General features: G+C 72.1%; 11 protein-coding genes. 6 read left to right on the plus strand and 5 right to left on the minus strand.

The genetic code is table 11. From position 1 onward, the window contains the following. The first annotated feature begins 139 nt into the window (after positions 1–139). Both ABGB18_RS01880 and ABGB18_RS01885 read left to right on the plus strand, forming a co-directional pair. A complete protein-coding gene (locus ABGB18_RS01880) occupies positions 140–1,141 on the plus strand; it encodes a U32 family peptidase (protein ID WP_347693514.1) in 1,002 nt (333 codons plus the stop codon). Positions 1,142–1,268: 127 nt separating this feature from the next. Continuing rightward, positions 1,269–1,868 carry an NAD-dependent epimerase/dehydratase family protein gene (locus ABGB18_RS01885; RefSeq protein WP_347693515.1) on the plus strand — a complete coding sequence of 200 codons (600 nt, stop codon included), beginning with the start codon at positions 1,269–1,271 and terminating at the stop codon, positions 1,866–1,868. Here the strand turns inward: ABGB18_RS01885 and ABGB18_RS01890 are convergent. Continuing rightward, positions 1,814–5,353, minus strand: coding sequence for a trypsin-like peptidase domain-containing protein (locus ABGB18_RS01890; protein WP_347693516.1), 3,540 nt, complete (start codon positions 5,351–5,353; stop codon positions 1,814–1,816). The genes ABGB18_RS01885 and ABGB18_RS01890 overlap by 55 nt on opposite strands. 176 nt (positions 5,354–5,529) lie before the next feature. Here ABGB18_RS01890 and ABGB18_RS01895 point away from each other — a divergent pair, with 176 nt between their 5' ends. Continuing rightward, the gene (locus tag ABGB18_RS01895; protein WP_347693517.1) at positions 5,530–6,063 is read left to right on the plus strand and encodes a hypothetical protein; all 534 of its coding nucleotides are present in this window, start codon (positions 5,530–5,532) and stop codon (positions 6,061–6,063) included. Between the two features lie 361 nt (positions 6,064–6,424). On the opposite strand, the gene ABGB18_RS01900 is transcribed toward ABGB18_RS01895, so the two are convergent. After that, positions 6,425–6,610, minus strand: a complete 186-nt coding sequence (locus ABGB18_RS01900; RefSeq protein WP_347693518.1) for a hypothetical protein — start codon at positions 6,608–6,610, stop codon at positions 6,425–6,427. Positions 6,611–7,239: 629 nt separating this feature from the next. Here ABGB18_RS01900 and ABGB18_RS01905 point away from each other — a divergent pair. The 3 genes from ABGB18_RS01905 (at position 7,240) to ABGB18_RS01915 (ending at position 9,590) form a co-directional block, all read left to right on the plus strand. Next, positions 7,240–7,758, plus strand: a complete 519-nt coding sequence (locus ABGB18_RS01905; RefSeq protein WP_347693519.1) for a hypothetical protein — start codon at positions 7,240–7,242, stop codon at positions 7,756–7,758. Positions 7,759–8,211: 453 nt separating this feature from the next. After that, positions 8,212–9,003 (plus strand): alpha/beta fold hydrolase, encoded by a 792-nt coding sequence (locus ABGB18_RS01910; RefSeq protein WP_347693520.1) that lies wholly within the window; start codon positions 8,212–8,214, stop codon positions 9,001–9,003. Between the two features lie 41 nt (positions 9,004–9,044). Then, entirely contained in the window at positions 9,045–9,590 is a 546-nt protein-coding gene (locus tag ABGB18_RS01915; RefSeq protein ID WP_347693521.1) for a hypothetical protein, read from the plus strand. Positions 9,591–9,632: 42 nt separating this feature from the next. On the opposite strand, the gene ABGB18_RS01920 is transcribed toward ABGB18_RS01915, so the two are convergent. From ABGB18_RS01920 to ABGB18_RS01930, 3 genes are read right to left on the minus strand one after another with little or no spacing between them, the layout of a single operon-like run. Further along, positions 9,633–10,853 carry an amidohydrolase family protein gene (locus ABGB18_RS01920; RefSeq protein ID WP_347693523.1) on the minus strand — a complete coding sequence of 407 codons (1,221 nt, stop codon included), beginning with the start codon at positions 10,851–10,853 and terminating at the stop codon, positions 9,633–9,635. Then, complete coding sequence (locus ABGB18_RS01925; RefSeq protein WP_347693524.1) at positions 10,850–11,284, minus strand: GAF domain-containing protein; 435 nt, start codon at positions 11,282–11,284, stop codon at positions 10,850–10,852. Before ABGB18_RS01925 ends, ABGB18_RS01920 begins: the two co-directional genes overlap by 4 nt. Continuing rightward, a complete protein-coding gene (locus tag ABGB18_RS01930) occupies positions 11,281–12,660 on the minus strand; it encodes an MFS transporter (protein WP_347693525.1) in 1,380 nt (459 codons plus the stop codon). The genes ABGB18_RS01925 and ABGB18_RS01930 overlap by 4 nt, the downstream gene beginning before the upstream one ends. Positions 12,661–12,688 lie beyond the last annotated feature (28 nt).

Consider the following 12,688-nt stretch of genomic DNA (forward strand, 5'->3'; position numbering starts at 1 on the left):
GCACCGCTCACATCTGGGCGGATGGGCCGCGCGTGCGATCTCCCCGGACCTATGGAGGCACAGTGAAGATCACCGAAGAACTCGTCCGGGGCGCGCCGGCCGCCGCCCCCGGGTCGGCCGCGTCGCCGGCGAGGCACGCGTGACCGGCACCGGCGGCGCGGCCGCCACGCCGGCCGCCACGCCGGCCGGCATGCCGCGCCCGGCGGAACTGCTGACCACGCTCGGGCTGCCGCCGGGCGACCTACGCGACCTGCCGGACTCGCCAGGGCGGTTCCCCGACGGCGCGCGGTATCGGGTGGAGATCCCCAGCGTCGAGGGTCCGGCGTGCCTGGCCGCGGTGCTGGCCGAGGCGCGGACGCTCGGCGTGCCGGTCACCCGGGTGTCCCAGGGCACGGGGGTCGGCCTTCTCACCGGCGCCGAGTTGCGCGACATGGCGGCCCTGGCCGCTGAGGCCGGGGTCGAGGTCAGCCTCTTCGCCCGCCCCTGCGCGGGCTGGGACGCCTCCGCGATGGCCCGCAGCCCCGCGGGCATGGTCCTGGCGCCGACGGCCCGCGGGCAGGACCAGGTCGCGGCGGTGCTGGACGAGATCCTGCGGGCGGCCGAGTACGGGTTCCGCAGCGTGCTCATCGCCGACCTCGGCGTGCTGTCCGTCTTCGGCCGGCTCAGATCGGCCGGACACCTGCCCCCGGACATGCAGGCCAAGGTCTCGGTGATGCTGCCCGCCGCCAACCCCGAGTCGGCGCGGATCCTTGCGGACCTGGGCGCCGACAGCCTCAACCTCCCCACCGACCTGACCCTCGGGCAGATCGCCGCGATCCGCGCCGCCGTCGACATCCCGCTCGACGTGTACGTGGAGGCCCCCGACAACCTCGGCGGATTCGTCCGCCACTATGAGCTGCCCACACTGGTCCAGGTCGCCGCTCCGGTGCACATCAAGTTCGGACTGCGGAACGCCCCGGACGTCTACCCGGCCGGGACCCACCTGGAGGCCACCACGGTGGCGCTCAGCCGCGAGCGAGTACGCCGGGCGCGCCTGGGCCTGGACCTGCTGGCACGGCACCGGCCCGACGCCCGGGGCTCGGTTCCCCGGGGTGAAGGCGCCGAGCTGCGGGTCCCCGTACCCACCGCGTCGCCGTCCTGACCGGCCGCCGCCCGGGCCGCCTGCCCGGGCGGCGGGGTGTCATGGGCTGCCGGGCCGGCAACGACACATTCCCGGATCGTCTCCGCCTGTGTGTGAAGCCCTCGACCGAAGATCGGAAGGCGAGATCGTGCCATCACTCAAGGTCCTGTTCATCGGCGGCAGCGGCATCATCAGCTCCGCCTGCTCCTGGCTGGCCGTGGCCCGTGGCATCGACCTGTCGGTGCTCAATCGTGGCCACAGCACACACCGTCCCCTGCCACCGGAGACCACCACCCTGCGCGCCGACATCCGGGACCCCGGCTCCGCCCTGGCCGCGCTCGGCGACCGGGAGTTCGACGTCGTGGTGAACTGGGTGGCCTACACACCACAGCAGGTTCAGGCCGACATCGACATGTTCCGCGGCCGGACCGGGCAGTACGTGTTCATCAGCTCCGCCTCGGCGTACCAGACGCCGCCCGGCCGGGTGCCCATCGTGGAGTCGACGCCGCTGCGCAACCCCTTCCTGGAATATTCGCGTAACAAGATCGCGTGCGAGGACCTGCTCGTGGCGGCCCACCGCGACGACGGCTTCCGGCGACGATCGTACGGCCGTCGCACACGTACGACCGGACCAGGGTTCCGCTCGACGGCGGCTGGACGGCCATCACCCGCATGCGGCAGACGCGATGTGCGTCACCACAGGCTTCTGATCAGTTCTTCCAGGTCTCTGATCGAGTTCTCCAGGTAATCCCTGTTGGGGCCCAAGGAGAAGTCGTTCCCCCCGGGGGCGTCCCTTTGCTGGCGGCGCAGTCGTTGCAGGGTGACGTTGAACTCCGAGATCAGGAGTTGGCGTTCGACCTGCCCGGCGGCCGGGGCCCGTTTTCCGATGGCGATGGCGGCCATGGCGCGTACGCCGTCATTGCGGGAGTTTCCGCGGGCGATGGCCTTGAGAAGCGCGACCCCGCGTGCCGGGACCTCTGTCGCTACCTTTTTGGCGGCCGTCACGGCCTCGGCTCCGACGGTGACGTCCTTGGCGATGGTCGTCAGCGCGTCCAGGCCGCGCTCCTTGTCGGCGGTCAGCAGGCGGCCGGCGAGGTCGAGCCGGTTCTGGGCGCTGACGGACCGATCCGAGCTCAGCGCGGACAGCAGGTCCAGGCCGGTGGCGGGGGAGAGGCTGAGCACGGATTCGAGGCCGGAGAGCCGCAGCCGTTCAGGGACGTTGCGGTCTGTGGCGAACTCACGCAGCGCCGGGACGCCACGGTCGGGCGAGTACCGTGTGGCCTTCTGGACGAGCCGCAGCCGCTCGGCCGCCTTGAGCCCGTTACCCTCCTTGAGCTCGTGGTCGACGATGCCGATCAGGGCGTCGGCGGCGCCGCCGGGGTCGAGCGGGCCGAGCCGGTCGGCGACCAGCTCCTTGTCCTGGCGTTCGTACCGGTGGTCGGCGAGGGCGGTGTGCAGGGCGTCGGCGGCCTGCGGGTCCGGAAGGTGATCGATGGCCGTCAGCCGTTCTTCCACGGTGAGCGAACGGTCGGTGGCGAGGTGCTGGAAGGCGGTCAGTCCGGCGGCGTGGTCAAGTCCGGCGAGTTCGGTCGCCGCGCGGATCCGCACCGCGCTCGCGGTCTGGTGCTGGGTGGCGAGGTCACGCAGCGGGGTGGTGTCCCTGGGGGCCAGGATCCGCGCGGCCTGCAGGCGGGCCTCGTCCGGGGTGGCGGCGGTGTCGCGTACGAGGTGGGTGAGCGCCGACACCCCCGCCTCGGGATGGCTCTGGAGCAGGATGTGCCCGGCGTCCACGCGGAGGCTGCCATGGATGGAGGTGTCGCGCACGATGGCGTTGAGCGCGGCGACCCCGAGGCGCCTGTCGTGGTCGAACAGCAGCCGGGCCGCCCGAACCGGGTTGTTGCCGGAACTGCTGTCCCGTGAGATCTCCTCCAGGGCCGACTTGCCGAGGTGCTCGTCGAGGGAGAGGAGGACCTGGGCCGACTCCAGGCGGCGGAAGCTGGCGGCGTTCGGGTTGCGGGCCAGCTCGGCGAGCGCCTGCGCGGCCACGTCAGGGTCCAGGTCGATGAGCAGCCCGCGGTGCACGGCCCATGCGGCGTGCTCCAGCCGGGAGTTGAGCACCTGCCGCCGGAGCTCGGTGACGGCCTTCGCGCTGACGGTGGGCGGCAGCGGGACGCCCCGGTGGGCCAGCTCGGCGACGAACTCGACCTGGCCGTGCCGCAGCAGCCGGAGCAGCGCCGGTTTGATGTTGTCGCCCCGGTCGGCCCAGATCCCCACCATGAAGAGCATGACCTCGGCGTGCCGCCACGGCCATTGCGGCTCCTCCTCGATCACCTCGTGACCGCGCCACCGTCCGGGCGGTGAGTGGTGGTGGGCCAGGTGGCGTGCCGCCAGGAATTCCTGGATGGTCTGGTGGATGAAGACGAACGTGTCGCCGCGTTCGACGAGCAGGCCGCACTGCCGCAGGGTCTCGTTCACCATGGCGCGCCACAGGTCGTGATCGGCCGCGGCCGGCCACGACGGCGGCTCGTCCGGTGGTGGCGGCAGGTCGTACTGCAGGCGGTGAGCCAGCTCGCCGAGGCGCTTGGGGAGGGTGTCGAGCAACGAGTCCGCCGCCTCCTGAGCCGCCGCGCCGTAGGGCCGCACCTGGTCGTGGAGCTGGGCGCGCATGTCGACGGCGTCGATCGCCTTGTTCAGCAGGCGCCGGACGAACCGTTCGTAGAGTTCGGCCCTGTTCAGCGGGATCCGGGCCTGGGGATCGGCCGCGAAGACGATGCACAGCATGGTCGCGATCAGGGGGACCCGGGCGAGCTGGCGGAACTTGCCGCGCTGGAGCCGGGTGACGAACGTACGGGCGGTCTCCACCGGTTCGGACAGGCGCAGCGCGGCGAACCAGCCCTCCGCGAACGCCTCGAGCTGCTCGTCGGTGAACCGTTCCAGCACGTACGTGGGCGTCGCGGGCGTGTGCAGCCGCTGCGTCGCGTACGGCGGCAGCGGCCGGCTGGTGAGCACGAACCGCAGGTGGGACGAGGACTCCCGGTGACGTGCCACCACGGTGACGATCCGGCTTCTGCGCTGCTGATCGAGCACCTCGTCGAGCCCGTCGACCAGGACCAGCCAGGCGACCCCGGGCAGCGGCGGCCGGGTGAACAGGTCGGCCAGCTCGCGCGTGCCGATGTTCGGCCCCAGCTCCTCGATGACTCCGGCGGCGAGGGCGTCCGGCAGGCTCAGGGACTTGGTGAGCGCGCTCGCGTGGACCAGGATCGGCACCGCGCCGTCCTGGTGCCCGTCGAGCCAGGCGCCGGCGGTGCGCTCGGTGATGTGCCGCAGCAGGCTCGACTTGCCCATCCCGGGCTCGCCGATGATCTGCACGCCGGTGTGCCGGTCGATGACGTCGTCGGCGTTCTCGTACTCGGGGCCGGGGGAGTCGGGTTGCTCGGCCGTCGCCCACTGGCGGAGATAGACGGTGGGCAAGGGGGGCGCGTCGGCGGGGGAGAGCCGGTAGGGGTGCTCGCGGGCGGCGTCGCGTACGGCTCGCAGGTATTCGCGTAATCGCGGGCCGGGGATCGGCTGGTCACCCGCGGCGAGTTGCTCGTCGGTGAGCAGGTCGAGCCAGTCCGACCGCGCCGGAGGCGGCTGCCCGAGGTGGGGGAAGGCCGCGAGGACGACGCGCGCCGGTTCGAGCCGGGCCACCGGGGATCTGACCAGGCTGATGTTCTCCCCTGAGCGGACCATCCCGCACACCAGGCCCGTCCGCCAGTTGAGCGCGGGCGCGCCGCTGTGCCCGGGCCCGAGTACTCCGTTCGCGACCCGCAGCAGTGGCGTGCCGTCGGAGCGTTCGGACGGGCCCTCGTAGACGGCGCGTACGGCGTCCCCGCCCCGGTACGTGCCGGAGGGATAGCCGAAGATCCACAACTCGTCACCGGGAGCGACCCCGGCGCCCAGCCGGGGGCAGGCGTGCTCCAGGTCGATGGGGGAACGCAGCAGGGCGAGGTCGGGGCCGTTGTGGCTGCCCGGCCGGTGGAACCGCGGCAGGACCTCCAGCTCCAGCTCGACCTCTCCCCAGGTGCCCGTGACGGCGCCGGGCAGCGGGTCACCGGGTTTCGCGACGACATGCGCGCAGGTGAGCACGAGCCGGGGCGCGACGAAGAACCCCGTGCCCTCGCCGCCGTTTCCGCGGAGGGCGACGGTGGCCAGGCGGAGCGCCTCGCTCAACCGCGTCCTGCCGCCCGTCATGTGCCTGGCCTCTCGATTCCAGCGCCGAGCAGCCAAGGCTAGCACCCGGCGGGACGCGCATCCCGGGGGTAACGCGCGCGCCGCCGGGCGCGACATCGAAGCGGGGACCCGGCCGCGGAGAGGCCGTGCGAGGGCGCCCTTCGGCCTGGTGGGGCACCGGCAGTGAGAGGAGAGGCATGGAGGAGCACGACGAGAGCCGTGCGGCCGACCTCGTGAGTGACGACTACGGCGTCCGCTCGGTGGCCGAGGCGCCGGAGACGTCGGCGACCATGACCGTCGTGGTGGACGAGCGGGGGAGCCCGCGCTGGGTGGTCGGTCCGGAGGGTGCCGGGCCGGCCGTCGCGGTGGCCCCGGGCGTCCCGGTGCTGGCCATCCTGTCCGATGTCGAGCTTCTTGAGACGCTGGGCACCGGACTGCCCGGCCTGGTCGTCCTGGACGAGGGGCGGCTGACCGGCGTGATCCGGCGGCAGGCGCTCGAGACCGCGCTGTCCGAGGGGCTCGAACGGGAGCTGTCCAATCCGACGCCCAGCGACGACGCGACCCTGCACGGCCCACGGGAGGACCTCGTGGCCTCGGCGGGGCCGCTCATCCGATGCCGCGTATGCGGCCTGACACACGCCTACCGGGGCTACCTGCCGACGGACCGGACGGTCTGCAAGACTCCCGTCCCGGTCCACGACCTGGTCCCCGAGTGGGACACCTCCGCGTGAACGGCCTCATCGAAACCGTCTCGGCGTCCCTGGACCGGCGGCTGATCACCAGTGTGCTGCTGCCGGTGACGGCGTTCGCGATCGCGGTCTGCGCGGTGATCTTCAGTGGCGTCGGGTGGAGCGCGGTCGGCGCGTGGTGGCAGCGGCTCGACGCGGCCGATCTCGGGCTGCTCGCTCTCGTCGTGGTGCTGGGCGTCGTGTTCGCCGGGCAGATCGTCTCGGCCGCGCACGGTCCCGTGCTGCGGTTGTACGAGGGGTACTGGGCCGGCGTGCCGCTGCTCCGGCGGCTGCGGCGGCGGTTGTCGGCGCACCACCTGGCCGTCTGGCAGGAGCACCACGAGCAGGGCCGGACCACGACGGACTATCCGCTGGCCGCGTCGAGGGTGCAGGCGACGCGGCTGGGGAACGTGCTGCGTGCCGCCGAGGAGCACGCGCGCCGGTACTTCATCGACGCGCCCACCATGTGGCCGCGCCTGTACGGGGTGTTGCCCGCGGAGTTCACGCAGACGTTCGCGAACGCCGCCGCCGGTCTTGAGCTGATGGTCACCGTGAGCGCGCTGGGCGGCCTCTTCGCGGTCGCCGGTGGTGTGCCGGCGGCGCTCCTGCTGCCCTGGTACGGCGGCCCGATCTGTGTCCTCGCAGGGCTGGCCGTGGCCTGGCTGGGGTACCTGGGCGCGGTGCACCGCGGCCGCACGTACGCCCACCTCGTACGAACGGCCTTCGACGTCTACCGCTGGCGCCTGCTGGACGAGATGGGCCTGGAACGACCCCAGGACTACGGCGCGGAGCTGGAGCGCTGGGCGGCCCTCGATCAGCTGTGGGCCCAGGGCGGCCCCGGACTCGACCGCCACCCGCCACCTCGGCTACCCCCGGCCCTCACCCCAACCCCGGCCCCGCCCCGCCGCCCCCGGCGCACCCGCGAAAGCCGTACCCCCGAAAGCCGTACCCCCGAAAGCCGTACCCCCGAAAGCCGCTCCACAGGAGCTATCTCCCGTCCCCACCACCGCCCCGCCGTCTGCCGCCGGCGCCGCTGGGTCGCCGGCACTGCCGCCTGTCACCGAATCGGCTGGGTCGCCGGCCCCACCACCTGCCACCGGCGACGCCGCATTGCCGGCGCCGCCGCCTGTCACCGACGACGCCGCTCAGCGGGTCCCGGTCGCCGCCCGGTTTCGGCTGATGCCTTGGGTGCTGGCCGGGGCCGTCGTCGTCGGCGCGCTCACCGCCGCCGGCCGGCCGATCGTGGGGCTGTTCTCCTCGCCGCCTCCCATGGCCCGCGCCGCGAACGCGTTGCCGCCGTTCCACGTCATCGCCGCGGGCGATGTCCGCGCCTCGGCCGCCCGAACCCCTGGTGCCACGTCGGTTCTGGGCCGCTACACCCTGACGCCCGTCCCGGCGAACGCGCCCCTCAACCCGGCCGGCCTCGGCCCCCGCCTGCCCGCCGCCGTGCACGACCGGGTCGTCATCGTGATCCCCGTCGAGGCGTCCATGCTCCCGCCCGCGCCCACCGCCCGCGGGCTCACCATGCGTGCCGTCACCGGCGAAGACGGCACGTACGCCGAGGTCGTGGTCCTGGACGCGCGCCCGCCCGCGGGCGGCGAGTCCAGGATCGTCGCGGCGGTACGGCGGACGGATCTGCCGGCCGTCCTGGACGCGGCCTCCGACGGCCCGCTCGACCTCATGACCACGCTGCGCTGAGATGCCGGCAGCGGAACCCCCGGGTGGTCGAGACAGCGCATCGCCCGGTCGTGTGCGAGGCTAGGAGTTCCCCAGGTCAGGGGTGTGCCGCCCGGGGGCGGCGGGCCACGTAGACCACCGCGGGTGGTAGGTTGCGCCAGACCGTCATGGTCGTCACGACCTCCTCGAACTCCGTCCGCAGGCCGCCGAGCAGCCGCCGCGCCGGGGCGGCCCAGCGTGGGCCGCTCCGACATCTCCGTCGAATCCTTGCCTACGCACAGTGGTGTGACATAGCGCGCAAGAAGATCAGAGGTGAACAAGAGTCTCCACAGTTCGACCCAGCCGGCCGGACCCTCCCGTGGACGGCCTCAGGTGATCGGCGGCTGAGCCGACGGTTTGACCCTGACGCAGGGTCAATGTCCCAGCATGGTGGCGGGACCGAGAAACCGATGCGGGTTGAGAGGCGACAGGACGATGCGGCACTTCACGATCCACCACGACGGCGTCACGATCCCGGTGACTCGCGGCGGTCAGGGACGACCGCTGGTGCTGTGCCCCGGGCTGAACTCGACGCAGGCCGACCTGCACGAGCTGGCCGGACTGCTGCGGCGCGACCACGACGTGGTGACCTTCGACCTCCGGGGCCATGGCCTCGCCTCGGCCGCCGACCGGTACTCCTTCGAGGCGTTCCTCAGTGACCTGGCCGCCGTGATGGCGGAGCCGAGTACGGCGCCCGTGCTCGTGGGTTACTCGCTGGGCGCGGATCTGGCCATGCACTTCGCCTCCGAGCACCCCGAAGCCGTCGCCGAGCTCGTTCTCATCGACGGGGCGAACCCGGTGCCCGAACCGTTCATCACCGAGGCCGCCCTGCCGGAGTTCCGTGCCATGTGGGCGGAGATGGCGACGCGGCAGGAGGCCGGGCGGGGCACCGCGCGTCAGGTGTTGCTCACCGCTCAGGAGATTCTCGACCTGAACCTCGAGATCGACGTGGTTCGGTCCAGGATCCTCGACCGGTACGGGAGGATCGACCGGCCCATCAGCATGATCATGTCGACCTCGATGGCCGGCGACAGCGGTGAAGGGCGCGCGCCGGGCTTCAACCGGAACTGGCGTGCCGGTATCGAGCGGCTTGTCCGCGCGCAGCCGCACATCACCACATCCTGGCTCGATGCCGACCATGGGCTGGTCTTCACCCACGCCCCGGAGATCGCCCGGATCATCCGGAGCACACAGGGCCCCAGCCAGGACGCTTCGGCGATTTTGTAAATGAGCGGAAGCGTCCGGCGAGGTGGTTACGCTGCCGTGCCATGATCGGCACCACGAATGACCGCCACCGTCCTGTCGCCCGCCTCGCCGTGGGCCTCACCTGCGCGCTCCTGATCGCGGCGGCCGGGGGCTGCGCGGCCGAGGACGACCCGGGCAACGCCCAGGTCGGCTCCTGCCTCGAAGCGCTCGGAAAGGGCGGCAAGACCGTTCAGGAGGACTTCCACATCGTCGCGTGCACCACCCCGCGGGCCGCCTACAAGGTGATCAAGAAGGCGGACCGCTGCGACGACGTCACCAACGGATACGTCCAGGTCGGCAGCCGCCGATCCCGCAGTCAGCTGTGCCTGACGCTGAACGCGAAGGAGGGCGACTGCTTCTACCAGGAGGTCGGCTTCCCCACCGGTAAGGTGTCCAAGGTCGCCTGCGGGTCCTCGGCCACCTACCGGGTCGCCAAAGTGTCAGAGGGGACCGCGGACGCGTCGGTCTGCGGCAAGGACGTGCCCAACTGGACCGAGACCCCCGACGAGCTGCCGCACGCCATCGTGTACCGCAGCCCGGCGCTCACGCTCTGCGCCGACCGCCCCTGACCAGCCAGGTCTCTCGCGACCGCCGCCTTGAGGACGTGACGATCACGGGGAGGAGGTGACGACCACGCCCGCCTGGACGACGTGCCGCACGCGCTTGTCCGGCTCGGCCAGCACGCCGATGTCCTCCAGCGGATCGCCGTCGAGCACGAGCAGGTCGGCATGCGCCCCCACGGCCAGCGTGCCGGCCTCGCCCGTCAGCCCGGTCAGCTCCGCCGCGCTCGTCGTGGCCGCGCGCAGCACGTCGATCGGCCGCTGCACCTCGGCCCGCAGCCGGAACTCGTGGCTCTGGTGCCGGTGCATGCCACCCAGCAGGTCCGTCCCGTACACCAGCCGCACGCCCGCACGCGCCGCCCGTTCCAGCGCGACGAGGCCCGCCTCCAGCACCTCGTCCACCTTGCGCCAGCTCCGCTCGGGCAGCCCGAACTCGCGGCCCTCCTCCTTGAGCGCCCAGTACGTCACCAGCGTCGGCACCAGGTAGGCGTCGTTGCGCAGGAACAGCTCGACGCTGGTGTCGTCGATCAGGTTGCCGTGCTCGACGGAACGCACCCCGGCCTCCAGCGCCCGGTTGACGGCACGGGCGGTGTAGGCGTGGGCGGCGACGTAACGATTGGCGGCCTCGGCCTCCTCGACGGCCGCGCGCAGCTCCTCCGTCGAGAACTGGGTCGAGTCGATCCGGTCGGTCGGCGAGGCCACGCCGCCGGAGGCCATGACCTTGATGTGGTGGGCGCCCTTGCGCAACTCGTCGCGGGCGGCGACGCGGACCGCGTCCACGCCGTCCGCCACCCGCCCGATGCCCGCGCAGCACGGGTGCTCGTCGTGCACCTGCTCGCCCCGGCCGCGGAAGTCGGAGTGGCCGCCGGTCTGGCTCAGCCCCTTGCCGCAGAACAGCAGGCGCGGCCCCCGGATGAGGCCCTCCGCCTGCGCGTCGGCCAGCCCGAAGTCGGCGCCGGAGCAGTCGCGGACCGTGGTGAAGCCCCGGTCCAGCATGCCGCCCATGATGCGGGCGCTGTGGGCGGTGACGTATGAGGGGGACATGGAGCGAAGCGAGCCGAGGTCCGCGGACGAGGCGGTGACGTGCACGTGCGCGTCGATCAGGCCGGGCACCACGTGGGCCCCCGCCACGTCGATCACCCTCGTGCCGTCGGGCGCGGACAGCCCTCGCCCCGTCTCGGCGACCCGGCCCTCGGCACAGCGCAGGTCGCCCTCGGTGTACTCGCCGGTCGTCACGTCGAGCAGCAGCGCGTTGCGCAGCAGCAGGCTCATGCGGCACCCCCGGACAGCGCCGGGGCGGCCTTCGCGGCGATCGCCACGGCCTCGGCCACGGACGCGTCGTCGTAGGTCCCCTCGGCATCAAGGATGTTCAGCACGCCGAGCACCTCGCCCTCCTTCCCGATCACGGGCACATTGATGATCGAACCACACCCCAGGCTCTCGATCAGTTCGTGGTCGGCGAAGATCTTCCGCACGGCCTCCCTGTCGCGGCCGAAGTACGGCTCACCTCGCTCGATGCAGGTGATCAGCCAGTCCTGGGCGACCTCGACGGTCTTCTCGCCGCCCACCGGGTACTCGGCCGGGTGGCTGCTGTGGACCCGGCGCAGCGCCCGCCGTTCCGGCACCCAGGCCAGCACGGTGAACAGCCGCACGCCGACCTCCTCGCGTACCGCCTTCTCCAGCCCGGCCAAATCGTTGATCATCTGGTCGCCTCCTCGGTGGTGGTGGGTTCCGTCAGCTCTTCCAGCGATCGCCCGGCCGTGGCCAGGCCGAACACGAGCACGCAGATCACCCCGGCCGCCAGCACCGCCGTGGTCAGCCCGAACACGCCGCCGAAGCCCAGGCTCGCCTCCGACAGGCCGATGATCGACGGGGCCAGGATGCTGCCGACCCGCCCGAACGCGCTCGACAGGCCGGTGCCGGTGGCGCGGACCCAGGTGGGGAAGACCTCGGGCGTGTAGGAGTAGACGCCGGCGTACGTGCCGTTCAGGAAGAACGACAGCACCGCGCCCGCGATCGTGATGGCGACGGGCGAGTCCATCTGCGACAGCCAGAACGCGCTCACCGCCGAGCCGGCGAGGTAGATCGCGATCGTGTTCTTGCGGTCCAGCCGCTCCGACAGCCAGGCGGCGGAGAAGTATCCCGGGATCTGCGCCAGGTAGATGATGATCGAGAACTCGAAGCTCTTGGTGACGGTGATGCCGCGCTGCACGAGCAGGGTGGGGATCCAGGAGAAGAACCCGTAGTACGAGAACGTGATCACGAACCAAATCAGCCAGATCACCGCCGTGCGCCGGGCCATGACCGGGCTCCACAGGAACCGCAGCGCGCTGAGCAGGTTCACCTTCGGCGTCCGCGTCGCCGGGGCGACGGCGGTGTCCGGCACCGGCGGCAGCGGCCGGCCCGTGGCCCGCTCGACCCGGCGTTCCAGATCGGCCACCACCGCCTCGGCCTCACCCGGGCGGCCCTCCTGGAGCAGGAACCGGGGCGACTCGGGCAGCGAACGGCGCCACCACAGCAGCAGCAGGATGGGCAGCGCGCTGATCATCTGCGCGATCCGCCAGCCCTCGTCGAACGTCGGCACCACGAACCGCCCGAGCAGCGCCGCCATCACGAACCCGAACGAGAAGAACCCGGCCAGCGCGCCGATGAACCAGCCGCGCCGCTTGGCGGGCACGAACTCCGACAGGAACGGCGCGATGATCGCACTCTCCGCCCCTGCCCCGGCTCCGGCCAGCACCCGGGAAGCGAGGAACACCTCATAGTTCGGGGCGAACGCGGCCACGACGGAGAAGACGGCGTAGAAGGCGAGCGCGTACATCATCACCTTCTTGCGGCCTATGCGGTCGCCGAGCACGCCCGCGATGGTCGCGCCGAACAGGAAACCGAACGGCGTCGCGGACCCGATGAAGCCGAGCTGGCCGTTGGACAGGTCCCAGACCTCCTGGGCGCTCGGCAGCAGGAATGCGACGACGGCCGTGTCCATGCCGTCGAAGGTGTAGCCGAGGCCGCCAATGAGAAGCAGGACATAGTGCGGACGGCTCAGCGGAAGCCGGTCCAGACGGGCCAGCAAGGTCATCTGACACACCTTTCCCCAGGTCATGGCC

Source organism: Nonomuraea sp. B12E4 (genome assembly GCF_039871825.1).
Classification (GTDB): Bacteria; Actinomycetota; Actinomycetes; order Streptosporangiales; family Streptosporangiaceae; genus Nonomuraea.

What these genes read in the sequence shown, in the direction of transcription:
- ABGB18_RS01915 (WP_347693521.1), top strand. Translation starts at nt 9,045, where the DNA reads ATGATCGGCACCACGAATGACCGCCACCGTCCTGTCGCCCGCCTCGCC.
- ABGB18_RS01895 (WP_347693517.1), top strand. Translation starts at nt 5,530, where the DNA reads ATGGAGGAGCACGACGAGAGCCGTGCGGCCGACCTCGTGAGTGACGAC.
- ABGB18_RS01925 (WP_347693524.1), bottom strand. Translation starts at nt 11,284, where the DNA reads ATGATCAACGATTTGGCCGGGCTGGAGAAGGCGGTACGCGAGGAGGTC.
- ABGB18_RS01910 (WP_347693520.1), top strand. Translation starts at nt 8,212, where the DNA reads ATGCGGCACTTCACGATCCACCACGACGGCGTCACGATCCCGGTGACT.
- ABGB18_RS01920 (WP_347693523.1), bottom strand. Translation starts at nt 10,853, where the DNA reads ATGAGCCTGCTGCTGCGCAACGCGCTGCTGCTCGACGTGACGACCGGC.
- ABGB18_RS01890 (WP_347693516.1), bottom strand. Translation starts at nt 5,353, where the DNA reads ATGACGGGCGGCAGGACGCGGTTGAGCGAGGCGCTCCGCCTGGCCACC.
- ABGB18_RS01930 (WP_347693525.1), bottom strand. Translation starts at nt 12,660, where the DNA reads ATGACCTTGCTGGCCCGTCTGGACCGGCTTCCGCTGAGCCGTCCGCAC.
- ABGB18_RS01905 (WP_347693519.1), top strand. Translation starts at nt 7,240, where the DNA reads ATGCCTTGGGTGCTGGCCGGGGCCGTCGTCGTCGGCGCGCTCACCGCC.